The 24,183-nt window shown below is 65.9% G+C and carries 19 protein-coding genes and 1 tRNA gene; 10 read left to right on the top strand and 10 right to left on the bottom strand.

What is annotated here, in order from left to right; translation table 11 throughout:
- Nucleotides 1-15 precede the first annotated feature (15 nt).
- On the top strand, nt 16-699 hold the full coding sequence (locus tag A5740_RS25540; protein WP_076198754.1) for an MBL fold metallo-hydrolase: 684 nt from the start codon (nt 16-18) through the stop codon (nt 697-699).
- Between the two features lie 15 nt (nt 700-714).
- Here A5740_RS25540 and A5740_RS25535 read toward each other — a convergent pair whose 3' ends face one another.
- Nucleotides 715-1,158, bottom strand: a complete 444-nt coding sequence (locus A5740_RS25535; RefSeq protein ID WP_044524035.1) for a universal stress protein — start codon at nt 1,156-1,158, stop codon at nt 715-717.
- 350 nt (nt 1,159-1,508) lie between these two features.
- On the opposite strand from A5740_RS25535, the gene A5740_RS25530 reads away from it, so the two are divergent.
- Complete coding sequence (locus tag A5740_RS25530; protein ID WP_076198752.1) at nt 1,509-3,044, top strand: glycosyltransferase family 39 protein; 1,536 nt, start codon at nt 1,509-1,511, stop codon at nt 3,042-3,044.
- A 10-nt stretch (nt 3,045-3,054) separates the two neighbouring features.
- On the opposite strand, the gene A5740_RS25525 is transcribed toward A5740_RS25530, so the two are convergent.
- Nucleotides 3,055-3,903, bottom strand: coding sequence for an acyl-CoA thioesterase II (locus tag A5740_RS25525; RefSeq protein WP_139335344.1), 849 nt, complete (start codon nt 3,901-3,903; stop codon nt 3,055-3,057).
- A gap of 143 nt (nt 3,904-4,046) precedes the next feature.
- Between A5740_RS25525 and A5740_RS25520 the strand changes: the two genes are divergently transcribed.
- Complete coding sequence (locus A5740_RS25520; RefSeq protein ID WP_076198748.1) at nt 4,047-5,729, top strand: M91 family zinc metallopeptidase; 1,683 nt, start codon at nt 4,047-4,049, stop codon at nt 5,727-5,729.
- Between the two features lie 6 nt (nt 5,730-5,735).
- Nucleotides 5,736-6,410 carry a hypothetical protein gene (locus A5740_RS25515; protein ID WP_076198746.1) on the top strand — a complete coding sequence of 225 codons (675 nt, stop codon included), beginning with the start codon at nt 5,736-5,738 and terminating at the stop codon, nt 6,408-6,410.
- A 178-nt stretch (nt 6,411-6,588) separates the two neighbouring features.
- Here A5740_RS25515 and A5740_RS25510 read toward each other — a convergent pair.
- The 3 genes from A5740_RS25510 to uvrB all read right to left on the bottom strand — a co-directional run bounded on the left by A5740_RS25510 (nt 6,589) and on the right by uvrB (nt 10,366).
- Nucleotides 6,589-6,659, bottom strand: a tRNA-Cys gene (locus A5740_RS25510).
- A gap of 61 nt (nt 6,660-6,720) precedes the next feature.
- A complete protein-coding gene (locus tag A5740_RS25505) occupies nt 6,721-8,160 on the bottom strand; it encodes an MFS transporter (protein WP_076198744.1) in 1,440 nt (479 codons plus the stop codon).
- 46 nt (nt 8,161-8,206) lie between these two features.
- Nucleotides 8,207-10,366, bottom strand: a complete 2,160-nt coding sequence (gene uvrB, locus A5740_RS25500; RefSeq protein ID WP_076198742.1) for an excinuclease ABC subunit UvrB — start codon at nt 10,364-10,366, stop codon at nt 8,207-8,209.
- A 68-nt stretch (nt 10,367-10,434) separates the two neighbouring features.
- Here uvrB and A5740_RS25495 point away from each other — a divergent pair, with 68 nt between their 5' ends.
- Nucleotides 10,435-10,941 carry a DUF402 domain-containing protein gene (locus A5740_RS25495; RefSeq protein WP_175616364.1) on the top strand — a complete coding sequence of 169 codons (507 nt, stop codon included), beginning with the start codon at nt 10,435-10,437 and terminating at the stop codon, nt 10,939-10,941.
- A gap of 11 nt (nt 10,942-10,952) precedes the next feature.
- Nucleotides 10,953-11,516, top strand: a complete 564-nt coding sequence (locus tag A5740_RS25490; RefSeq protein WP_076198738.1) for a hypothetical protein — start codon at nt 10,953-10,955, stop codon at nt 11,514-11,516.
- Nucleotides 11,517-11,519: 3 nt separating this feature from the next.
- Here the strand turns inward: A5740_RS25490 and A5740_RS25485 are convergent, their stop codons facing one another.
- The 3 genes from A5740_RS25485 to rpsA all read right to left on the bottom strand — a co-directional run bounded on the left by A5740_RS25485 (nt 11,520) and on the right by rpsA (nt 15,059).
- Nucleotides 11,520-12,254, bottom strand: a complete 735-nt coding sequence (locus A5740_RS25485; protein WP_076198736.1) for a FadR/GntR family transcriptional regulator — start codon at nt 12,252-12,254, stop codon at nt 11,520-11,522.
- 69 nt (nt 12,255-12,323) lie between these two features.
- Nucleotides 12,324-13,487 (bottom strand): dephospho-CoA kinase, encoded by a 1,164-nt coding sequence (gene coaE, locus A5740_RS25480; protein WP_076198864.1) that lies wholly within the window; start codon nt 13,485-13,487, stop codon nt 12,324-12,326.
- 132 nt (nt 13,488-13,619) lie between these two features.
- Complete coding sequence (rpsA, locus tag A5740_RS25475) at nt 13,620-15,059, bottom strand: 30S ribosomal protein S1 (protein ID WP_003884756.1); 1,440 nt, start codon at nt 15,057-15,059, stop codon at nt 13,620-13,622.
- A 255-nt stretch (nt 15,060-15,314) separates the two neighbouring features.
- Between rpsA and A5740_RS25470 the strand changes: the two genes are divergently transcribed.
- Complete coding sequence (locus tag A5740_RS25470; protein ID WP_076198863.1) at nt 15,315-16,490, top strand: PrsW family intramembrane metalloprotease; 1,176 nt, start codon at nt 15,315-15,317, stop codon at nt 16,488-16,490.
- 32 nt (nt 16,491-16,522) lie between these two features.
- Here A5740_RS25470 and polA read toward each other — a convergent pair whose 3' ends face one another.
- Nucleotides 16,523-19,183 carry a DNA polymerase I gene (gene polA / locus A5740_RS25465; RefSeq protein ID WP_175616362.1) on the bottom strand — a complete coding sequence of 887 codons (2,661 nt, stop codon included), beginning with the start codon at nt 19,181-19,183 and terminating at the stop codon, nt 16,523-16,525.
- A gap of 265 nt (nt 19,184-19,448) precedes the next feature.
- Here polA and A5740_RS25460 point away from each other — a divergent pair, with 265 nt between their 5' ends.
- The 3 genes from A5740_RS25460 (at nt 19,449) to A5740_RS25450 (ending at nt 22,059) form a co-directional block, all read left to right on the top strand.
- On the top strand, nt 19,449-20,282 hold the full coding sequence (locus A5740_RS25460; protein ID WP_076198732.1) for a hypothetical protein: 834 nt from the start codon (nt 19,449-19,451) through the stop codon (nt 20,280-20,282).
- A 140-nt stretch (nt 20,283-20,422) separates the two neighbouring features.
- Nucleotides 20,423-20,860, top strand: a complete 438-nt coding sequence (locus A5740_RS25455) for a Zn-ribbon domain-containing OB-fold protein (RefSeq protein ID WP_076198730.1) — start codon at nt 20,423-20,425, stop codon at nt 20,858-20,860.
- Entirely contained in the window at nt 20,860-22,059 is a 1,200-nt protein-coding gene (locus A5740_RS25450; protein ID WP_076198728.1) for a lipid-transfer protein, read from the top strand. Before A5740_RS25455 ends, A5740_RS25450 begins: the two co-directional genes overlap by 1 nt.
- Before the next feature lie 78 nt (nt 22,060-22,137).
- Here the strand turns inward: A5740_RS25450 and A5740_RS25445 are convergent, their stop codons facing one another.
- Nucleotides 22,138-24,162: a phosphotransferase gene (locus A5740_RS25445; protein ID WP_076198726.1), complete on the bottom strand. Its 2,025-nt coding sequence runs from the start codon at nt 24,160-24,162 to the stop codon at nt 22,138-22,140.
- Nucleotides 24,163-24,183 lie beyond the last annotated feature (21 nt).

The following is a 24,183-nucleotide window of genomic DNA, read 5'->3' as shown; positions in this document are numbered from 1 at the left end:
GGATACGGTGACGCTATGACCAGCCCTCACATCACGGTGGACGACAGCTATACCGGCCACGTCGAGTCCCGGACCGCCGCCCGGCGCACCCTGCCGAACGCCTCGATCATCAAGGTGTCGGTCGGCCCGATGGACAACAACGCCTACCTGGTGACCTGCACCTCCACCGGAGAAACCCTGCTGATCGACGCCGCCAACGACGCCGAGGCGCTGTTGGACGTGATCGAGCAGCAGGCACCCAACGTGTCGCTGATCGTGACCAGCCACCAACATTTCGACCACTGGCAGGCGCTGGAGGCTGTGGCAAACGTCACCGGCGCCCCCACCGCCGCACACGCACTCGACGCCGAGCCGTTGCCGGTGACCCCGGATCGGATCCTGGCCGACGGAGACACCGTCCAGGTCGGTGATCTGACGTTCGACGTGATCCACCTACAGGGCCACACGGAAGGATCCGTCGCTTTGGCGCTGACCGCACCCGACGGCGTGACGCACTTGTTCACCGGTGACTGCCTGTTCCCGGGCGGCGTCGGCAAGACCTGGCAACCGGGTGATTTCGAGCGGCTACTGGGTGACGTCAGTGCCAAGGTGTTCGACGTCTACGACGACCGCACGGTGATCTACCCCGGCCACGGCGATGACACCACGCTCGGCGCCGAACGTCCCCATCTTGGAGAGTGGCGCGAGCGGGGCTGGTAGCCGGCTGGTGCGGGCTCAGCTGGTGTGGACGATGAGCACGTCGGTCTTGGACCGGCGTGCCACGTTCGCGGGCACCGAGCCCAGCAGACGACCGGCGATGGTGCTCAGTCCGACGTTGCCGACCACCAACAGATCCGCCTGGACGTCTTCGGCCAGCTCGACGAGCGCATCGACCGGGGCGCCGACCACGGGACGCTCTTCGATGTCCGTCGCGCCGGCCGCCTTGGCCCGGTCGGTCGCCTCACGCAGGATGGCGTAGATCGGTGCGTTGCCCGCCATCTTGTAGCCCTCGTCCTTGAGCACATCAGCGGCACGCTGATCCTCGCTCTGGGGGAAGTAGGCGGTCGCCACGATCAGCTTGGCATTCGAGCCGGCGGCAATCTGACCGGCGCGGTCGACTGCACGCAACGACGAATCAGATCCGTCCGTGCCGACCACCACGGTTCGATACGCGCTCATCAATACCCTCCCACTGTCAGTTGCAACGCCACCCGAGACAGTAACCCGTTGCCGCTGACCAGGGGCGCGAATCACGACACCCGCACGGACAGCCGACAACTGAGCCCTCGATGAGCTCGAGGCGGCGCATACCGGCACTGATGTTAACCCTCGATCCGACAAAATCGATGCTGACCGTGACGAAATCGACGCCGGACGAATCAGGGTTGTCGCCAGGACGATTCACCGACGGGCGTGATCCAGCTCATCTGTTTGCCTCCGGTCGGCGCAATCACGGTGCCGGAGAAAGCGACTCGAAGTGACTCGGGTTACTGTTTGCCATCGGGTAGAGGGGGTGTGCCGTCGCTGACGTGGATCTATCGCTGAACGAACGCGCCGGGGGCAGGGCCCGACGCGTGCCGGGGAACGTTCGCGTCGACGCTCTGGCGGTGGCCGTCTTCGCCGTGGTGTTGTGCGCCGCGGGAGCCGCCCGGCCGTCGTTGTGGTTCGACGAGGCCGCCACCATCTCGGCGGCCACCCGATCGGTGCCGCAACTATGGGATCTGATCGGCCACATCGACGCCGTCCACGGGCTCTATTACCTCGGCATGCACGGCTGGTTCGCCCTGTTCCCGGCCACCGAGTTCTGGTCACGGTTCTCCAGCTGCCTGGCGGTCGGCGGCGCGGCAGGCGCAGTGGTGACCCTCGGCCGCCAGCTGAGTAGCCGGACCGTATCAGTGTGTGCCGGACTACTTTTCGCGATGCTGCCGCGCATCACCTGGGCTGGGATCGAGGCTCGTTCCTACTCCTGGTCGACATTGGCGGCGGGATGGCTGACCGTTCTTCTCATCGTGGCCATCCGGCGCGACCGTACCGCGTTATGGGTGTCTTACGCTGCGCTGCTGGCGCTTTCGAGTGTGTTGAACGTCTTCGTGGTACTGATGGTGGCGCCACACGCGGTCGCCGTGGCCATGATGTCAGACCGTCGCGGCCGCACGCGGTGGGCCGTGGCGACCGCGACGGTCGTCGCGCTCGTGGTGCCATTCGCCGTGTGGTGCCGGTCGCAGAGCTTTCAGGTCGGATGGATCTCGCCGCCCGGTGTGCACTGGTTCGGCGAAGTCCTCGTGGAGCAGTACTTCGATCACAGTGTGGCCTTCGCGGTGTTGGCGGCCGTTGCACTGATCGCAGCGTCGGTGATGAGGAAGCTGCGGCCCGCCGATGACCACAACCGTCAGTTGGTGGCCTTGGCCGCGGCGTGGGTGACGGTCCCCACCGTGGTGCTGTTGGCGTATTCCGCTGTCGGGCAACCGCTCTACTATCCCCGATACCTCTGTTTCACCACCCCGGGGATGGCGCTGCTGCTTGCGGTTTGTGTCGTGAGAATGGCCCGCAGCCGGGAGTGGATCACCGCGGTGTTTGCGCTGTTCGCCGTCGCCGCGATGCCGAATTACGTGGTGGGCCAGCGCGGCCCATATTCCAAAGAGGGTATGGACTTCAGCCAGGTCGCCGACGTCATCTCGGCGCACTCCGCCGCCGGCGACTGCCTGATCTTCGACAACACCACCACGTGGAAGCCGGGACCGATCCGACCCCTCAAGGCCGCCCGCCCGCAGGCCTACGCCCACCTCGTCGATCCCGGTCGCGGCACCCCGGCCCGAGAGCGAAACCGGTTGTGGGACGCCCACCTCGGCATCTGGGGCGTCGCCGACCAGGTGCGTCGATGCACGGTGTTGTGGACGATATCCGAACGCGATCCTTCGGTACCCAGCCACCAGACCGGACCTGCCCTGGACCCCGGTCCCCGGTTGGGCCGGGCTCCGGCTTATCGGGTGCCCGAGCGCATGGGCTTCCACATCGTCGAACGCTGGCAGTTCAACTTCGCCCAGGTGGTCAAGTCCACGCGGTGAGCCTGGTAGCTCAGTCGCGGCGGTCGCGGCCGAAGTACATTTCCTGGGTCGCCGAACACACCAGTTGGCCCGCCCGGTTGTACAAAGTGGCATTGGCCAGGCCGCGCCCGTTGATGCCGCTGGGTGACACCTGGTCGCACAGTACCCAATCGGTGAAATCGGCCGGGCGGTGAAACCAGATGGCGTGGTCGATCAGCGCCGAGAACACGCTCACCTGGGTGGCGCGCCGCATCGTCACCGTGGTCTCCAGCAATGTTGTGCCGGTGAAGTAGGTCAGAAGCGCGCTGTTGATGATCGGATCGGCGGTGACCGCATCGGCCGGGCGCCACCACATCCGGGTGCGCTCCGGCGGTTCGGGCAGCTCGATCGCCAACCGCGGCGGTGGGTCGATGTAGCGCCGTTCGATCCACTGTGGACGCACCCAGAATCCGCGAGCCTCGTCGGCAAATGCCTGCAGTTGTTCCTCGACCGGCGGCAGGCTGTCGGGATCGGGAACGGACGGCAGCGGTTGCTGATAGTCAGCCGCGTCCATGGGAACGCTGAAAGAGACGAGCGCTTCCAGCAAAACCTCGTCGCCTTGGCGGCCGATGACCCGGCGGGTGGACAGGGAGCCGCCGTCGCGCAGATTGCTCACCTCCATCTGCACCGGGTAGCGGGCGTCGCCGGCGCGCAGGAGGTAGACGTGCATGCTGTGCGGCGATCGGTGTGCGACGGTCCGACTGGCCGCCATCAACGCTTGGGCCGCGATGTGTCCGCCCACGATGTGGTGAGTGGCATTGTCCTTCTGTTCGGCGACGAAGGTGCCGTCCGCGGACTCGACCAGGTCGAGCGTGGACAGGATCTCGGCTAACTGCAGCATGGGCACCGGAGCATTATTCGTCCGATTCGCCACAGGTCAAAATACTGTTGGCTCCCCGCCCGCCGGCCCAGATTGGCGCTCGGCGCAGAGGCGAGTGTCCTCGATAATGGTGATCACCAATCGGAATTGTCCGGAGGATTGATGTGAGCGCGCTTGCCCAGTTCTACTCTGCGTGGGCGCAGGCCCGTCAGACATACGGCAATGGCCAACCGGAGACCGGCAGCAGCCTGAGCGGAAATGTGTGGTCAGCTTCCCGCCACACGGTCGAATCCGCCGTCGCAGACGATAGCTGGTCTGGCTCTGCCGCCGAAAATTACACTGCCAAGACCCAACGACAGGCACGGCGGATCGCCGAGATCGCCGACTTGGACGGACAATTGGGCAACGAGGTGACACGGTCAGCTGCCCTGATCGAAGCCGGGCGCCGCGAACTGGCGGAACTCAAAGAATGGGTACAAGCGATGGCGGCTGCCGTGCCTGACACCCCGGACCGCGAACTGCGTCTCACCCAGATAGCTCGGCGCGGGGTGGAAGCGATGGAAGAAATCGTCGGACGGACGGTCGCCGAAGTAGAACGGATCGCGCGTCGCGTCAACGACATCACAGCACGCTATCGGGAAATCGAGGATGACGTTGCCGCCGAGCGCGACGGAACGAGCGGCGATGCAACCGGCTTGAACGCCGGTGATCCCGAGATAACCCAGCACGGCACCGAGGTCACCGTGAAAACCGGCGACGAGGACGACCAGGTCAGCGTTACCCAGGACCCGAAGACCGGCGAGATCCTGATCACCACCAACGGCGTCACCAAGCGCTACCCGCCCGGGCAGGCCCAACAGGTCAATATCGAAACCCACGGCGGTGACGACGTGGTCGCAGTGCAGCAGGGTATTCCGGTACGCGCGAAGATCGAAGCCGGCGCGGGCAACGACAGGGTCAAAGGCGGATCCGGCCGCGACTACATCAACGGCTCCACGGGCGACGACCACATCGAGGGCGGTGACGGCGACGATGTCATCTACGGCGGCGATGGTGAGGACTACATTCAAGGCGACTTCGGCAACGACTACCTCGAGGGCGGCGCCGGCAATGACGATGTCTATGGCGGCAACGGCAACGACATCGTTTCCGGTGGCGTCGGAAACGATTTGCTCTCTGGCGGTTTGGGCGACGACAAGGCCTACACGGGCGCGGGCGTGGACCGCGTGTACAACGACGGCGGCAACGACACGATCTATGCGCAGGCAGGCGAGGACACTGTCCACGGTGTGGCCCCGGTGATCGGCACCAACACCGTCGTCAACGTGGTGCTGAAGGATCTGCCCGACAACATCGTGGTCCAGGGCACCCCCGAGTTCCGGGAACGGGTGCTGGCCGACCTGGAGTTCTACCGCTCATCACCGACCGGGCAGTCCATGCTCGACGGGCTCGGGCAGCAGACGTCGACGGTGACGATCACCGAGTTCGCCGAACAGAACGGGACCGCTGCCCCGAACAACGGCAACCCGAAGGTCCAGTACAACCCGCAATTCTTCCTGGACGACTTCGGATACCCAAGCGCCCCACCCTCGGTGACGCTGTACCACGAACTCGCCCACACCTACGACTTCACCCACGGGCACTCGACAGGAACGCAGTACACCGGCAACGACTCGATCGACTATGGCCAAGACGTGCTGGAGCGCGTCGCGGTGGGACTGCCGATCGACCACGACAACAACCCGAAGACCCCTGAGATCGTGGCACCCTGGCATTCGAAGAACTTGACCGAGAATGGTCTTCGCGAAGAGCTCGGCCTGCCCCGTCGAGAACACTACGGACGATGAGGTGCCATGACGGCCAACGGAGTTTCCAAAGGTGTCGCCATCGCGGGACTGCTGTTGATGGCGGCATGCACAAGTGAGGATGCCACCGCGTTGAGCGAACCGCCGCCACAACCACATTCGTACGGATGCGCAGATCCGGCGACGGGAGGGTTGACCGCACTGGGGGCGACGCTGGCCGTTGACATCACACCATCGGACAGCGGAATCCAGGTCCGCTACGACGTGGTCAACGACGGCGCCGCACCGGTGTACGTGGCGCAGCTTCTCACCTACCCGGCGTTCAGCACCAACTACAGTCCCCAGAACTATCTGCTGACGCCCGGAGCGGACGGCGTGATCGAGGTCGCCAAGCGGGATTACTGGCCGCCGGCGAGTTGCCAATTGCCGTTGTACGCGGCCCCTCCGCTGCCGGCATTGTCCGTGCGACTCGATCCCGGGCAGCGCGTGAACGAGACATTCACCGTCCAGCGGCCATTCGAGATCCGCAACCCGTACGGCGCTGCCGTGGTGGAGCAACTGCCCGCCCTGCCCGACCCGGCGAAACGCCTCCGCTTCTGCGTCGGCGTGGGTGCGACGGCGACACAGGTCAGCGGGGCGCCGTTCCCCAGCGACCGGGAGTACTACCGGTTCCGCCGCGGCGACCAACAGTTCCTGTGCAGCGAGCCGACCGAGATCGGCTAGCGCACTCGCACACCGTAGCTCGGCCGAGGTTAGCGACGCTCCGACGTGAGTCCCTGTACCACAACGGCTTCAGCGGCGTCGACGGAGGCACGGAACGCAAGCAACGCAATAGGGTGGTACTCAGACCGTAGTACTCAGACCGGAGTCTGAGCACCGCCCTATCGGCGTCGTTCTATCGAGCGAGTGACGGGATTCGAACCCGTGTAAACGGCTTTGCAGGCCGGTTCCTAGCCACTCAGACACACCCGCATCGATTGGTTACTGTGCCAGGAAGTTCGACGCGGGCCCACGGTTTCGATCGCGATGATCGTTAAGGAGGTGGCGAGGGTGCGCAAAGTGTTGACGCTGCGCGGGGTGTCGGGCGGCAGACTCGCACGCTCGCGGTGCTGGCGACGACACCGACCGCAGCGAGCACCGCGAATGCGGCAAACAGCCACCGGGCCGCACCCGCGTCGCCGGTAGGGCTGAGGTTGACCACGATCCCGGCCAAGCCCGCACCGAACGCCCCGCAGATCAACTGCACGGTGTTGATCGCCGCCGCCGCGGCCGGACCCTCAGCCGGGTCGTCGACGCTACCCATCGCCCACGCCGACAGATGCGGCCACGCGATACCGATACCGGCGCCCGTGATTACCAGCGCTGCGGCCCAGCCCACGATCAGCCACATCGCCATACCGTCCCGGATCAACACCGCCCCCGCGGCCAAACCGATCGCCATGACGAGCGGCGCGACTGCCACCGTGCGCCCGATCACCCGTCGCTTCTGCAGTGACGCGCTGACGATCTCCCCCGCCGTCCAGCCCACCGAGAGGACCGCACCGAAGAATCCCGCCATGACCGGGGTCAGATGTGCCAATCGCTGACCGAACAGCGGCACATACATGTCGACCATGGTGGCGGCCATCAGGACACCAAGGCTCAGATAGATCCACTTGAGCGGTCCGGGACGGAACGTGCTGGGCGGCAACACAGATGAGCGGGCCCGACGGTCGACGAACATGAATCCGACGATCAGCAGCACGCCGAGTGCGAGGAGTGCCACGGTGGCCCGAAGGTCATGCGGAATGCCGGCCACGCTGACCGCCATGGCCGCGGCACCCAGCATCGCCAACGACCGCACCGGCACTGCGACTCGCGATGCCGGTTCCGCGTCTCGCGCCGGCAACGCGATGGGCACGAGAACAGCCATAGCGACGGTCAGAATGGCCAGCACGCCGAAGGCCCACCGCCAGTGCCCGAACTGGGCGAACAGCCCGCCCGCCGCGGGGCCGATCACGGTACCGACACCCCACATCGCCGAAACCAGCGCAGAAGCCTTGGTCCACAACATGTTCGGAAGCGCCGTGTTGATCACCGCATAGCCCAGCCCGGCCACGAGCCCACCGGCGAAACCCTGGACGGTGCGGCCGATCAGTAGCACCTCCATGCTGGGAGCCAGAGCGCAGCTCAGGCTGCCGGCACCGAACACCCCGAGTCCCATCAGGTATGCCCGTCGCGGCCCCAGCCGCATCAGCGTGGAGTGGACGGTGGTGGCGGCCACCACCGACGCCACCAGGTAGACCGTCGTCACCCAGGCGTAGAACCGTTGGCCGCCGATCTCGCCCACCGCACTGGGCAACAGGCTGATCGTCAGGAACTCATTCGTGGCGTACAACAGCACGCCACCGGCCAGCACCGTGGAGGCGCCCAGATACCGGGCGCCCAACAATTGGCGCCAGGTTCCGGTTTCGGTCGTCACGGTGTCGGTCACACCGATGACGCTAGAAGCTGAACCACCGTTGAGGTCAACTACCCGATCACTTCAGACCGGCCGCATCCATCCCCCGAAGCTCCTTCTTCAGATCCTGGATCTCGTCCCGGATGCGGGCCGCCAACTCGAACTGCAGATCACGCGCCGCCGTCATCATTTGCTCGGTCAGATCCTTGATCAGATCCGCCAATTCGGCCCGCGGCATGTTCGTGGTGTCCCGGCCCTCGACGATGCCGGCACTGACCGACCGTCCGGGCTCGCCCTGAGCACGGCGGCCACGCGAGGCGTTGCGCCCGGAGCCACCCACCTCGACCGACTCTGTGTCTTCGGCCTCGCGGTACACCTGGTCGAGGATGTCGGCGATCTTTTTGCGCAGCGGCTGGGGGTCGATGCCGTTGGCCTCGTTGAACGCGATCTGCTTGGCCCGCCGACGTTCGGTCTCGTCGATGGCCTGACGCATCGAGTCGGTGATCTTGTCGGCGTACATGTGCACTTCGCCGGACACGTTGCGGGCCGCGCGGCCGATCGTCTGGATCAGGCTGCGGGTGGAGCGCAGGAAACCTTCCTTGTCGGCGTCCAGAATCGCCACCAGCGACACCTCGGGCAGGTCGAGGCCTTCACGTAGGAGGTTGATGCCCACCAGCACGTCGTATTCACCCAGGCGCAGCTGCCGCAGCAGCTCCACCCGGCGCAGGGTGTCGACCTCCGAATGCAGGTAACGCACCTTGATACCGAGCTCGAGAAGATAGTCGGTGAGGTCCTCGGCCATCTTCTTGGTCAGCGTGGTGACCAACACCCGCTCGTCCCGCTCGGTACGGGCCCGGATCTCGCCGATCAGATCGTCGATCTGCCCCTTGGTCGGCTTGACCACCACCTTGGGATCCACCAGCCCGGTCGGGCGGATGACCTGTTCGACGAATTCGCCGCCGGCCTGACTGATCTCGAAGTCGCCCGGAGTGGCCGACAGGTAGACCGTCTGCCCGATGCGATCCGCGAACTCCTCCCAGGTCAACGGCCGGTTGTCCACTGCCGAGGGCAACCGGAAGCCGAAGTCCACCAGGTTGCGCTTGCGCGACATGTCCCCCTCGTACATGCCGCCGATCTGCGGCACGGTGACGTGGGACTCGTCGATGACGAGCAGAAAGTCCTCAGGGAAGTAATCCAGCAGCGTCGCCGGCGCCGAGCCGGCCGGACGGCCGTCGATATGGCGGGAGTAATTCTCGATGCCCGAACAGAAGCCGACCTGCTTCATCATCTCGACGTCGTAGTTGGTCCGCATCCGCAGCCGCTGGGCCTCCAGCAGCTTGCCCTGCCTTTCCAACTCGGCCAACCGTTGTTCCAGCTCGACCTCGATGGTCGAGATCGCATGCGCCATCCGCTCCGGCCCAGCCACATAGTGCGTGGCCGGGAAGATCCGCAGCGAGTCGACCTGACGAACGATGTCACCGGTCAGGGGATGCAGGTAATACAGCGCCTCGATCTCGTCGCCGAAGAACTCGATGCGCACCGCGAGTTCCTCATACGACGGGATGATCTCGACGGTGTCACCACGCACCCGGAAGGTGCCGCGGGTGAACGCCATGTCGTTGCGCGTGTACTGCACATCGACCAGCAACCGCAGCAATCCGTCGCGGGGCACCTCCTGACCGACCGCCAACTCCACCGACCGGTCCAGGTAGGACTGCGGCGTACCCAGGCCGTAGATGCAGGACACCGATGCGACCACGACCACGTCGCGCCGGGACAACAGACTCGAGGTCGCCGAATGGCGCAACCGCTCGACGTCGTCGTTGATCGAGCTGTCCTTTTCGATGTAAGTGTCGGTCTGGGCGATGTACGCCTCGGGCTGGTAATAGTCGTAGTACGAGACGAAATACTCGACGGCGTTGTGCGGCAACATCTCCCGCAGTTCGTTGGCGAGCTGCGCGGCCAACGTCTTGTTCGGTGCCATCACCAGCGTCGGCCGCTGCAGCCGCTCGATCAGCCAGGCCGTGGTGGCCGACTTTCCGGTACCGGTGGCGCCGAGCAGCACCACATCACGTTCGCCCGCCTTGATCCGGCGTTCGAGCTCGTCGATGGCGGCCGGCTGGTCACCGGCCGGGTCGTACTCACTGACCACCTCGAACCGCGCACCGGTCCGGACGATCTCATCGACAGCCCGGTACTCCGAATGCGCGAGCACGGGATGTTCGGTCGCGAAGGCCATGCTCACCAGCGTAGAACTGCCCACCGACAACTTCCGCTCGTGTTCACTGTCCGCGTAGGCTGGGCCGCATTCACCCGCCCAAACATGAGACCTTCGACCTGCTGGCCCGCACGAACACCGACCCCAAAGGCATCGTGCGGGCCGTCGACGTCTACACGATCGAGCCGTGGGGGCTGTACATGGCCCGGCCGACACCCGGCCGGGCCCAGTTCCACTACCTGGAATCTTGGTTGCTGCCATCCCTCGGGCTGCGGGCGAGCGTGTTCCACTTCAACCCCGGCCACGAGCGAGACCAGGACTTCTACCTCGACGTCGGCCGATACACCGCCGGGTCCACCGTCTGGCAGTCCGAGGATCACTACCTGGATCTGGTGGTCCGCAGCGGTCGCGGCGTCGAGCTGTGCGACGTCGACGAACTGCTCACCGCGGTTCGGCACGGGTTGCTGAGCCCTGAGGTCGCCGAGGAGGCGGTGCAAACCGCGGCCGATGCGATCGAGGGCCTGGCCAGCTGCGGATACCAGCTGAACCGTTGGCTAACGGGCAACGGCATGGCCCTCACGTGGCGGGCAGCGTAAGGTCAAGATTCATGAGCTCAGCTAAGTACGCCTGGGGTGCAACCGCTGCACTGGCCGGACTCATCGCCGGTGCGCTGTCGCTTCCCGTCGTGGCGCACGCCGATCCGGAAGCTCCGCCGCAGGTCGAGCCCCAACCCGCGCCGCAACTGCACAACGTCACCTACCGTGCCCGGATCGACGGTGTCTCCCGGAACGCGACCATCGCGTACAAGATCGACGACGACAACATCAACACCGCCGACCCATCGATGCTGCCCGGTCGCGTCTTCGAAGCCACCGGCGTGGTGTCCGACCCGCAGTCCGCCGGCATGGCGGTACGCATCGACTGGCCGTATTCGGCGAACCTGCACTGCGAGATCCTGGTGGACGATCAGATCGTGGCCCAGGCCGACACGTTCGTCGGCCCGCGCCTCACCCGGCCCAAGGATGACCCGAACTACGGAAGCCTGCCGTGTGGCGCCGCGCTGAACACCCCGGCGCCGATCAATGTCGTTCCGGAGAACCCTGCCGCCGGCCTCCCCGAGGCCGCCGTCGCCCCGGCCGTGGAATCTGTGCCACCCGGTGCGGCCGCCTGAGGATCAGCGCTGGAGCCAGGATTCGACCGTGCGCCTGGTGTCGTTGATGTGAGCCGCCATCTGCGTGGCGGCGGTTTCCGGTTCGCGGTTCTCGATCGCCTCCAGGATCGCCTCGTGGAAGTCGTTGGCATTGGGCTCCAGACGGCCGAACATCGCGCCCACCGGTAACCACATCCGCCTGCGGGCGTCCGCCACCGCGTCGAGCAATCGGTCGTTCTGGGCGGCTTGGGCGATGCGGAGATGAAAGGCTGAATCCAGGGTCTGGAAGTCGGTGGTGTGCCGGGCCGACTGATCGTTCATGCCGGTCTTCAGTGCGGCCTCCATGCCGGTGAGCAGCTTGCGGAGTTCGATCAGGTCGGTGGGCCGGCGGCGCTCGGCGGCCAAGCGGGCCGAACCGGTTTCCACGATGACGCGATAGTCGAACGCGTCACGGATCTCTCTGCGGTTTCGGCGCAGCTCACGCCGCATCGCGGCCGGATCGTACTGGGGCGCCTGAACGGTGAACCCTCCGCCACGACCACGGCGCACCGTGATCAGCCCCTCCCCTTCCAGGACTGCGACGGCGGCACGCACGGTCGTGCGGGACACGTCGAGCATGTCAGAGAGTTCGCGTTCGGTGGGCAGCCGGTCGCCGGGGCGGAACTGGCCGAGTTCCAACGCCCGCCGCATCTGGTCCACGACCAGCTCATGCGCGGCGATCTGACGGACCGGAACCAATGCCGATTTCGCTGTTGTCATACGTCCCCCCTTTGGACGCATCCGACGCTACCGCACCGACGGAACGGAAACCTGGTGCGGCCCAGCGAGCTAAGGTGTCCAGCCGGTGGCGTCGGCCCACGCCCGGGCCCGGCTGTAGGCATCCAGGAACCACGGTTCCTTCGCCACGGCATAGTCGGATGTCGTCGAGGCGGCGCGCTTGGCCGCCAGATAGTCGGCCTGCACGCCCGGGTTGGCCCGCAGCCAGTCGACGAACATCAGGGCAAACCGCTGGTTGGGCCGGCCGTCCACCCGCAGGTGCACGTTGGTCGGCCGGCCGGGGTCCGCCGAGGCGTGGAAACGCTTGTGCCACACCGTCGGATCGTCACCGTGCGGGGTGTCGGCGGTGATGTCCGGCACCACGGGATAGCCGGCCGTCAACAGCGCGTCGGCGAGTTCATCGGCGACCGCCAGGGATTCGACCGTCACCTGCACATCGATGACATCCTTGCCGTCCATCCCGGGCACCGCGGTCGACCCGATGTGGTCGATGCGCACCGCCCGGTGCCCGCAGGCAGTATTGAGCCGCGCCACGATGCGACGGGCCTGCTCCGGCCAGGCCGGGTCGTAGGGCACCACGGCAGGATCGCGATGGGCCGGTTGCCGGATCTGTAGGTTGTGCGCGAAGGGCAGGATCCGCTCGTGCCACAGGGCGCGCGCGGCTTCAACGACGGCGCCGGGGCTGCCCGAATTGTCCAGCCACACGTCGGCGACGGCGCGACGCTGCTCCTCGGTGGCCTGCGCGGCGATGCGGGCGCGGGCGTCCACCTCGGTGAATCCGCGGTATTCGATGAGCCGCTTGACGCGAATCTCGGGGTCGGCGTTGACGATGATGACCAAGGGGAACATCGGCGCCATCTGGGATTCCACCAGCAGCGGGATGTCCTCGATGATCACCGCATCTTCATGGGCCGCCGCGATGAGCTCCGAACGCCGGTGCGCCACCAGTGGATGCACGATGCCGTTGAGGGTGGCACGCTTCTCGTCGTCACTGAACGCGACCGCGGCCAGCGCGGGGCGGTTCAACGCCCCCTCGGGCAGGAGGATCCCCTCCCCGAATGCCTCGACCAGTTTGGCCAGCCCCTCGGTTCCGGGCTCGACCACCTCGCGGGCGATGACGTCGCCGTCGACGATGATGCCGCCGAGATCGCTGAATGTGGCCGACACTGTTGACTTGCCCGCACCGATCCCACCTGTCAGTCCAATTCGCAGCACCGGGACACCATACCGTCCGCCGAATGTGAAGAAGATCGCGAGTTTTCGCCCGAACGTCGCCATTTTCTTCACTCTCGGCAACAACGACGAACGCCCCGACCCAAGGGGCCGGGGCGTTCGTTGTTGCGTTACTTAGGCGTTGCCTGCGAGCTTCTCACGCAGCGCAGCCAGCTGTGCGTCGCTGGCCAGCGTGCCACCGGTGGACTCCTCCGACCGCGAGGAACCGTTGGACACCGGACGGGCAGCTTCCTCGGCCTCGGCCGCGGCGAACTTCTCCATCTGCGTGGTGTGCATCTTGTGCCGGCGCTCGGCCTCGGCGTAGCGGGCCTCCCACTCCTCCCGCTGCTTGTCGAAGCCTTCGAGCCATTCGTTGGTCTCGGCGTCGAAGCCCTCGGGGAAGATGTAGTTGCCCTGCTCGTCGTAGCTGTCGGCCATGCCGTACTTCGACGGGTCGAACTCCTCGGTGTAGTCCTCGTTGGCCTGCTTGAGGCTCAACGAGATCCGGCGACGCTCCAGGTCGATGTCGATGACCTTGACCATCGCGTCGTCGCCGACCTGGACCACCTGGTCCGGGACCTCGACGTGGCGCTCGGACAGCTCCGAGATGTGCACCAGACCCTCGATGCCCTCTTCGACGCGGACGAACGCACCGAACGGCACCAGCTTGGTGACCTTGCCCGGCACGATCTGACCGATCGCATGCGTGCGGGCGAAGTGACGCCACGGGTCTTCCTGAGTCGCCTTGAGCGACAGCGAAACCCGCTCGCGATCCATGTCGACGTCGAGCACCTCGACGGTGACCTCGTCGCCCACCTGAACCACCTCGGACGGGTGATCGATGTGCTTCCAGGACAGCTCGGAGACGTGCACCAGGCCGTCGACACCGCCGAGATCGACGAAGGCGCCGAAGTTGACGATCGAGGAGACGACACCCTTGCGGATGGCACCCTTCTGCAGCTGGTTGAGGAATTCGCTGCGCACCTCGGACTGGGTCTGCTCCAGCCAGGCGCGACGGGACAGCACCACGTTGTTGCGGTTCTTGTCCAGCTCGATGATCTTGGCCTCGATCTCCTTGCCGATGTACGGCTGCAGATCGCGGACACGACGCATCTCGACCAGCGATGCGGGCAGGAAGCCACGCAGACCGATGTCGAGGATCAGGCCGCCCTTGACGACCTCGATGACGGTGCCCTTGACGGCCTCGTCCTTCTCCTTGAGCTCCTCGATGGTGCCCCAGGCGCGCTCGTACTGAGCCCGCTTCTTGGACAGGATCAGGCGGCCTTCCTTGTCCTCCTTGGTGAGAACGAGGGCCTCGACCTCATCGCCCACGGAAACGACCTCGTTGGGGTCGACGTCGTGCTTGATGGAGAGTTCGCGGGAAGGGATGACACCTTCGGTCTTGTAACCGATGTCGAGCAGGACCTCGTCACGGTCAACCTTGACGATGGTTCCCTCGACGATGTCGCCATCGTTGAAGTATTTGATGGTTTTGTCGATGGCGGCGAGAAAGTCCTCAGCCGAGCCGATGTCGTTGACGGCTACTTGCGGCGAGGTGACGGAGGGAGAGGGCATGTGGTGGGTTGCTCCGGACAGGTTTACTCGTAGGGACATTTGTGTTGCGTGTATTGCGTTCGTGCAGATCCGTGACGATGACTAGACGATCACTAGCTGTATGCACAGATACGTAACGAGGGTACTCGACCAGGCACACGCAGGACAAACCGACTCTGTCCGCGGGTCCGGACTCACACCGAATTCATGTCCGGTAGACCACCCGGCCGCGGCTACGCTTCTGCGGTGGCGTACTACCCGAACCCCGGACCGATGATGCACGGCCCCGCCCATCGGCCGTGGATCCCGGTCGCGCCGCCACTGCCCAGGCCGGTCCGCAAGGTCGGCGCGCCACTGACCGCGATCATCGCCTGCGGCGTCGTCATCGGCGCCCTCGTCCTGCTGTTCACCGCACTCAACCCGGTCGGCGCGATCATCGGGTTCACGCTGTCCAGCATCGTGATGACCGGCGCCGTGTTCGCCTACCTGTGGCTGGACCGCTGGGAGCCCGAGCCACCCCGGCTGCTGCTGCTGGCATTCGGCTGGGGTGCCGCAGTGGCCATCGTGTTGTCCCTCGTCCTGAGCGTGTTCACCGATGCGCTGCTGGCACCGGGCGTGGACTCTGCCGACTCGGCGCACAGTTTCGCCTCGGTGGCCATCCGGGCGCCCTTCATCGAAGAGGCCGCCAAGGGCCTGTTCCTGCTGATCATGATGACCGGCCGGCGACGCAACGAACTGAACTCGCTGACCGACTGCCTGGTGTACGCCGGCCTGGTCGGGCTGGGCTTCGCCTGGCTGGAAGACATCATGTACATCGCCAGCGCCGATTCCCTGGCCGGATCCCTGCTGACCGCGGCGATGCGGCTGATCATGGCGCCGTTCGCGCACTCCCTGTTCACCACGATGACCGCGATCGGGGTGTACTTCGCGCTGCAACGACGCAGCGGTCTGGCCAAGACGCTGTGCATCCTCGCCGGCTACCTGGCCGCGGTGCTGATGCACGGGCTGTGGAACGGCTCATCGCTGGTGGGCGCCGGCACCTACTTCATCGTGTACGCGGTGTGGATGGTGCCGATCTTCATCGCAATGATCGTGGTCGCCGTCCTCAGCCGACGCCGCGAACAACACGTGGTGGCCGCCAAACTGCCCGGCATGGTCGCGGCCGGACTGATCACGCACAACGAGGCCACCTGGCTCGGCTCGTTGAAAACCCGCCACGGCGCGATCCGGCAGGCGACCCTGGCCGGTGGCCGCCCGGCCGGCAAGGCCGTCGGCGCGTTCGCCGCCGCGGTCGTCGAACTGGCCTTCGTCCGCGACCGCATCGACCGCGGCTTCGGGGATGCACAGGTCTTCGCGCTGCAGCAGGAAGAGGTGTACGCCGTCGCCGCCGCCCGCTCAGCCGCCCCGATCCTGCACTGGATGATGCACTACCAGGCGCCGGTCCGGTACTGAGCCGCTGAGGCGCGGCTCCAGCCCATGCGCCGCTAATGCGCGGCGGAATCCCAGCTGGGGCCGTACCCCACCGACACCTCCAACGGCACATCCAGCGGGTAAGCGTTGCCCATATGTTCGCGCACCAGCGCCTCGAGGGTGTCCCGCTCCCCCTCGGCCACCTCGAACAACAGCTCGTCGTGGACCTGCAGCAACATCCGGGACTTCAGCCCGGCTTCCTTGAGCGCAGCATCCACGTTGATCATCGCGACCTTGATGATGTCGGCGGCGCTGCCCTGGATCGGCGCGTTGAGCGCGGCCCGTTCGGCGGCCTCACGCACGTTGCGGTTGCTGCTGTCGAGTTCCGGCAGATAGCGGCGACGGCCCAGGACGGTTGAGGTGAACCCGTCCTTGCGGGCCTGATCGACCACGTCGCGCAGGTAGTCGCGGATGCCGCCGAACCGGTCGAAGTACTGCTCCATCTGCACCTTGGCCTCTTCGGTGGAGATCTTGAGCTGGCTGGCCAGGCCGTAGGCACTGAGCCCGTAGGCCAGGCCGTACGACATGGCTTTGACGCGGCGGCGCAGTTCCGGGTTGACCTCGTCGATCGGCACCGAAAAGGCCCGCGACGCCACGAACGAGTGCAGGTCCTCTCCGGTGTTGAACGCTTCGATCAGGCCCGCGTCCTTGGAGAGGTGCGCCATGATGCGCATCTCGATCTGGCTGTAGTCGGCCGTCATGAGTTCGGCATAGCCGCTGCCGACCACGAACGCGTCACGGATCCGCCGGCCCGACTCGGTGCGGATCGGAATGTTCTGCAGGTTGGGCTCGGTCGAGGAGAGCCGGCCAGTGGCCGCGATGGTCTGGTTGAACGTGGTGTGGATCCGCCCGTCGGAGGCCACCGCATTGAGCAGGCCGTCGACGGTCACCTTGAGCCGCGTGGCGTCGCGATGGGCCAGCAGGTGCTGCAGGAACGGATGCCCGGTCTTGTCGAACAGGGACTGCAGCGCGTCGGCGTCGGTGGTGTATCCGGTCTTGGTGCGCTTGGTCTTCGGCATCTCGAGCTCGTCGAACAGCACCGTCTGCAACTGCTTGGGCGACCCGAGGTTGATCTGCTTGCCGATCACGCCGTAGGCGGCCTCGGCGGCGTCGCGGATCTGGTCGGCGAACTCGCTCTGCAGCTCCTGCAGTTTGTCCAGGTCGACAGCGATGCCCGTCGACTCCATCTCGGCCAGCGCCCGCTGCACCGGCAACTCCATCCGCCCCAGCAGTGATGACGAGTCGATGCGGGCCAGTTCTTCGTCGAGCGCATCGGCCAGGTCCAGCACCGCACAGGCCCGCAGGATCAGCGTCTGCACCGCCTGCTCGTCGACCCCTTCGGAATCGTCGAGCAGCGAAAGCTGTTGCTGTTCAGGCGTTTCCGCACGCAGTTCGCGACGCAAATAACGCACCGCCAGGTCGTCGAGGGCGAAGCTGCGCTGCCCCGGCCGCACCAGGTAGGCGGCCAGCGCGGTGTCGGAGGTGACACCGCGCAGCGTCCAACCCCGGCCGGCCAGATCGTGGATGGCCAGCTTGGCCTCGTGCAGCGCCTTGGGCGGACCCGGATCGGCCAACCAGCGCGCCAGTGCCTCCTCGTCTTCGGGGGTCAGCGTCGCAGTGTCGATGTAGCGGCCGTCGCCGTCGGCCGCCACGATGGCCAGCGCGGTGGCGTCGGCGTCATATGCCAGGTGGGTGCCCACCACGGCGAGCCCGAACCGGTTGCCCAGGCTGTGCTCGGCCAGCCAGGCCGCCAGCTCACCGGGCTCCAGGGCGCGGCCGCGCACGTCGAACCCGTGCTCGACCTCGGGTTCGGCGGCGACCAGCGTCTCGAACAACCGGTCCCGCAGGACCCGGAATTCCAGGTCGTCGAACAGCCGGTGGATCTGGTCGCGGTTCCACGGCTGCATCCGCAAGGTGTCGGGCGTCTGGGCCAGCGGGACGTCGCGCACCAACTCGGTGAGATCCCGGTTGAGCACCACACTGGACAGGTTGGCCCGCAGCGCGTCACCGACCTTGCCCTTGACCTTCTCGACGTTGTCCACCAGCTCCTGCAAGGAGCCGTATTCGACGATCCACTTGGTGGCGGTCTTCTCGCCCACGCCGGGGATGCCGGGCAGGTTGTCGCTCGGGTCCCCACGCAGGGCCGCGAAATCGGGGTACTGCGCCGGGGTCAAGCCGTACTTCTCCACCACCGCATCCGGGGTGAAGCGAGTCAGCTCGCTGACCCCCTTGCGCGGATAGAGCACCGTGATGTTGTCGGTGACCAACTGCAGCGAGTCGCGGTCGCCGGTGACCACCAGCACCCGGTAGCCCTCCTGCTCAGCCTGGGTGGCCAGCGTGGCGATGATGTCGTCGGCCTCGAACCCGGGCTCGGCCATCGCCGTGATGCCCAGTGCGCCGAGGACCTCCTTGGTGATGTCGATCTGGCCCCGGAACTCGTCGGGTGTCGCCGAGCGGCCTTCCTTGTACTCGGGGTACTTGTCCTTACGGAACGTCTGCCGGGACACGTCGAACGCCGCGGCGACGTGGCTCGGCTGCTCGTCACGGAGCAGGTTGATCAGCATCGAGGTGAACCCGTAGACCGCGTTGGTGGTCAACCCGCCCTGGGTTTTGAAGTTCTCGGCGGGCAGCGCATAGAACGCCCGGAAAGCCAGCGAATTGCCGTCCAGCAGCATCAGGGTGGGCTTGTCGTCGGCGGCGGGTTTCGGCGCGTTCTTCGTCTCGGTCTTCGCGGGGCTCACGGCCCTCACTCTATGCGGGAGCACCGACGGGTAGACGGCCGCGAGCCATCTTGATCGAGAGTCGGTGGTGGGCACTTACGCGGCGGATTGCTGCTCAGCCGTGGCTGCAATCCGCCACATAAACTTCAGACGATCATCGGCGCCGCGCCGGAGAGCCGGCACTGGCAAGGCCGTCGGAGACTTGCCGAAAGGACGTGGGATGCAATCTTCTGAACATCAAGACATTCCCACAGGGTGGACGGACACCCATGACGGTGTGAAGTTTCACCTCTCCGCCATCGGGCTGAGTGCCATATCCGCGTTTTCGTTCCTGTTCGGAATCATGATTGCCGCGGCCGGCAACGTTATTGCACTCAAATATTTTTTGCTCTTCGCACTGTTTATCGCCCTCATCGTCGCATTCGCCCTCGTGAGCCGGTACCGCCGCTTGCACCTTTCGGCGACGATCCGGACGACAGACCGGGATGGCGTTCCGGGGACGGAAATCCGATACTCAGGCTGGCAGTTCACGATCCTGGTTGCCTTGATGGGCTGCGGCACTCTGCTTTGCGCGACGGCCGCGATCGAGACAGTTATCTACCAAGATGAGGGGTTTCCCGGCTTCGCGGTGGTGATCGGCACCCTAGGCATCGTTTTCGCGTCCTTCATTGCAGTCGTGGCCTCCGGACGCGTCCGCCGCGGTGGCGTCACACTGACGAGTCAGGGAATTTTCCAACGCGGACGCAGCTTCGAGACGCAGCTAGATTGGTCGGCCATTCGGCACATCACACCGACGTCGTCCTTCGGGCACCCAGCCATCGTTGTGATGGCGTACATCGAAACTGACTGGAACCCCCGTTACACAACACGGCTCTGGCGCATCGACCGCCTCCCACCACTACCTTCGGTCGTATTCGACTGTCGACAATTCGATGTCGACCCTTACGTTCTGTATAGCTACGTGCGGACCTACGTCGAAAACCCAGAGCTACGTGTGGAGCTCGGAACCGAAGCGGCCCTGGCCCGCGCTCGATACCTGCAACCCACGGGCTGATGCAGCTACGCCGCGGATTGCTGCTTAGCCGTGACCGCAATCCGTCGCATAAACCGTCTCCGGCAACCGGCTGCACCACTCACCGGGACAAAACTGCAACACGTTTCAGTTCTGCCCTGATGATCGTTTAGGCTGCCCCTGTGCCAGCAGCATCTTCGCAACCCGCGATCGAAGGGTGGTTCGCCACCGACGACGCCGGTGCCACGCATCTGATCGGCGGCAAGTGCACCCAGTGCGCCACCTACGTGTTCCCGCCGCGTGAGAACAACTGCCCTAACCCGGCGTGTGACAGCGACACTCTGGATCTGGTCCCGCTGTCCCGCCGCGGCAAGGTGTGGAGCTACACCGAGAACCGGTACCTGCCGCCCGCGCCATACCCGAAGACGGACCCGTTCGAACCGTTCGCGATCGCCGCCGTCGAGCTGGCCGACGAGGGCCTGATCGTGCTCGGCAAGGTTGTCGAGGGCACGCTGGCCGCCGATCTCAAGGTCGGCATGGAGATGGAGCTGACCACCATGACGCTCTACACCGACGACGAGGGCGTCGAGCGCACCACCCACGCCTGGAGGATCCCCTGATGAGCCCGGAACCGCTGTACATCCTCGGCGCGGGCATGCACCCGTGGGGCAAGTGGGGACTCGACTTCACCGAGTACGGCGTCGTCGCTGCTCGCGCGGCCCTGGCCGAAGCCGGTTTGGACTGGCGCCAGATTCAATTGGTCGCCGGCGCCGACACCATCCGCAACGGCTACCCGGGTTTCATCGCCGGGTCGACGTTCGCCCAGAAGCTGGGCTGGAACGGCGTTCCGGTGTCGTCGAGCTACGCGGCCTGCGCTTCGGGCTCGCAGGCACTGCAGAGTGCCCGCGCCCACATCCTGGCCGGCTTCTGCGACGTCGCCCTGGTGATCGGCGCCGACACCACGCCCAAGGGAGCCTTCGCGCCCGTCGGCGGTGAACGCAAGAACGACCCGGACTGGCAGCGCTTTCACCTGCTCGGCGCGATGAACCCGGTGTACTTCGCGCTGCTGGCCCGGCGCCGCATGGACCTCTACGGCGCGACGGCCGAGGACTTCGCCCAGGTGAAGGTCAAGAACTCGCGCCACGGCCTGCAGAACCCCAATGCGCGCTACCGCAAGGAATCCGCGATCGAGGACGTGTTGGCCAGTCCGGTGGTCTCCGACCCACTGCGCCAGCTCGACATCTGCGCCACCTCCGACGGCGCGGCTGCGCTGATCGTGGCGTCGAAGTCGTTCGCGGAGAAGCACCTCGGATCAGTCGAGGGTGTGCCGTCGGTGCGCGCGATCTCGACGGTGACGCCGCAGTACCCGCAGCACCTGCCCGAATTGCCGGACATCGCAACGGATTCCACCGCGGTCGTGCAGGCCCCGGAGCGGGTGTTCAAGGATCAGATCCTCGACGCCGCCTACGCGGAGGCGGGTATCGGCCCCGAGGACGTCAGCTTGGCCGAGGTGTACGACCTGTCCACCGCGCTGGAGCTGGACTGGTACGAGCACTTGGGACTTTGCCCGAAAGGTGAAGGCGAGCAGCTGCTGCGTTCCGGTGCCACCACCATCGGCGGCCGAGTGCCGGTCAACCCGTCGGGCGGTCTGGCCTGCTTCGGCGAGGCCATTCCGGCACAGGCCATCGCGCAGGTGTGCGAGTTGACCTGGCAGCTCAAGGGCCAGGCCACCGGCCGGCAGGTCGAAGGTGCGAAGGTCGGCGTGACCGCCAACCAGGGCCTGTTCGGCCACGGCTCCTCGGTGATCGTCGCACGCTGATCCCAGCGCCGAACGTGAAGAAGATGTCGAGTTTTTCTCGAAAACTCGCACACTTCTTCACGTTCGGCGCAAGAGCGATCAGCCCAGGTTGCGGTTCCACTCCAGCCAGCCGACACCGCTGCGGCCGTCGGCGGTGCGCACCTTCGCCCATGCCCGTGGGAACTGGCTGACCCGGCCATCGGCGGCGGTCAGCAACACCGGCGCGTGCGCGACGATCTCGACGCTCGCCTCGATGTCGCCCGGTTGCAGCGACAGCGTCGTGGACACCGGAAGATCGTCGGCACCCAACGCGTATTCAGCTGTCACGCTTTGCAATTCGACAAGCGGTTCACCGGCGCGCTGGCTGTAGCCGATACCGATCGGCGGCATCCCCGGGATCTGGATGTCCACGCCGTGCAGGTGGGTGCCGTCGTCGAGGTGCAGCGCACTCCACACCCAGTTCATCGACCACCAGTCCCGGACACCCCACGAGTGGTCGCGTTGACCCGCAACCGTGTCGACGGTATGGGTCTGATCGCCGATGATCACCGTCCCCGAGACCGTGCACGGCAACTCGTATCGCGGGGTGATCCGATACTGATACGGCGTGCCCGCGGTGGTCCAGGTCAACTCCATCGTCACCGGGATCGGACGCCCGGCCTCACCGCGCAGCAACGCCGACGGATCGTCATACGCCTGACCGGTTCCGGTGGCGGTGAGCCGGTAGACCTCAAGCGGCTCGTCGACGTGCAACCGCAACTCGACGTCCTCGCCCTTGACCGCGGCCGGCTCGGCCAGCGGCGCCTGAAAGTCGTTGAGCGCGATGGTCGGCATGCCCGGACCGCAGAACAGCACATTGATCCACGCAGTGTCCTGATTGGGAATCAACCCCAGCCGGACCCAGCCGCCGAGACCCGCGTCGGCATCGACGAAATCGAAGTACCAGCTTTCGTTCCACAGCTCTTCGGGGCCCGGCCGATGTGCGTACTCGTCCTCGACCGCGGGCACCAGAGGCTCCGGCGTCGCCGGTGGGGCAAGGATGTCCAGGGCGTTGGTGTCCAGCACATGGCTGCAGTGCCGGTCGAGCAACGTCATGAACATCTGGTCGCCCCGTTCTGTGCGTTCCACCAGCATCGAGGAGATGATCGCCATCATCACGCCGAAGAAGCTCGCCCGGCGCACCCCTTCGCGCACCTGCCCCAGTGTCAGCGTCGTGTCCGGCCCCAACGCTTGGTGATAGGCGCCGAGCAGGTCGTCATAGTGAGCACGCCGCTGCTCGACGGCGAGCGCACAGCCGATGAAGTAGGCGACGTCGGTGAACGCCGGCCCCTTGGTGACGGTCTGCCAGTCGACCACGGTCAGGGCCCGGTCAGCACCGTCGCCGCCGAACAACATGTTGTCCAACCGGTAGTCGCCGTGCACCAGGCCCTGCGGCCGCTGCGGTGCGCCTTCCTCGGCGAGGTAGGCGTCGAAACTGTCGACGAGCCGTTCACACACCTCGCGCTGTTGAGGTGTGATCAGTTCCGCGTAGCGCTCGACGAAGGCCGCATACAGACCCGAGATCAGCGCCTGGTTCACCGGTGCCTCACGGTTGAGCCACTCAGCCTCGTCCAGGACGGCGAGATCGTGCACCGACGCGTGCACGCGTCCGAGTTCCGTCAGCGCCACCGTGGCCTGTTCGGCTGTCGCGCCACGGATCTCGTCGCCGACGACGGCCGGCATCGCATCACCGAGTAGCAGGTCGAACGCACCGGTCTGCGGGTCGAACGCGGCGTGGTAACACGGCGCCACCGGACCGCCGGTCAGGGCGGGCGCGATGTCGGCGTAGAACCGCACCTCGCGTTCGTACAGGCCCATCGCCAGCCCGGTCTGACGGCTGTTGGGGTCGGTGGCGGCCACTTTCAACACGACCGAAGCCGGGCCGGAGGCGCCCTCGCCATACGACCCCTCGACATACGACCCCTCGACATACGACAAGGACACCCGGTAGCACTCGCTCATCTGCCCGGTGCCGATGCGCTCGAAGGTGAATCCGCTGACCTGGCCGGCGCCGATGGCGGCGGTGAGCCACTCACGGGTCAGGTCGTCGGGGCGTTCCAGTACGGCGGTCTGAGTCGGATGCACACAGGCAACCTAGCAGTGTCC

This window comes from Mycobacterium sp. GA-1841 (assembly GCF_001954135.1).
GTDB lineage: Bacteria > Actinomycetota > Actinomycetes > Mycobacteriales > Mycobacteriaceae > Mycobacterium.
Note: the sequence above shows the minus strand (reverse complement) of the source record. Positions and strands in the feature narration are given on the sequence as shown.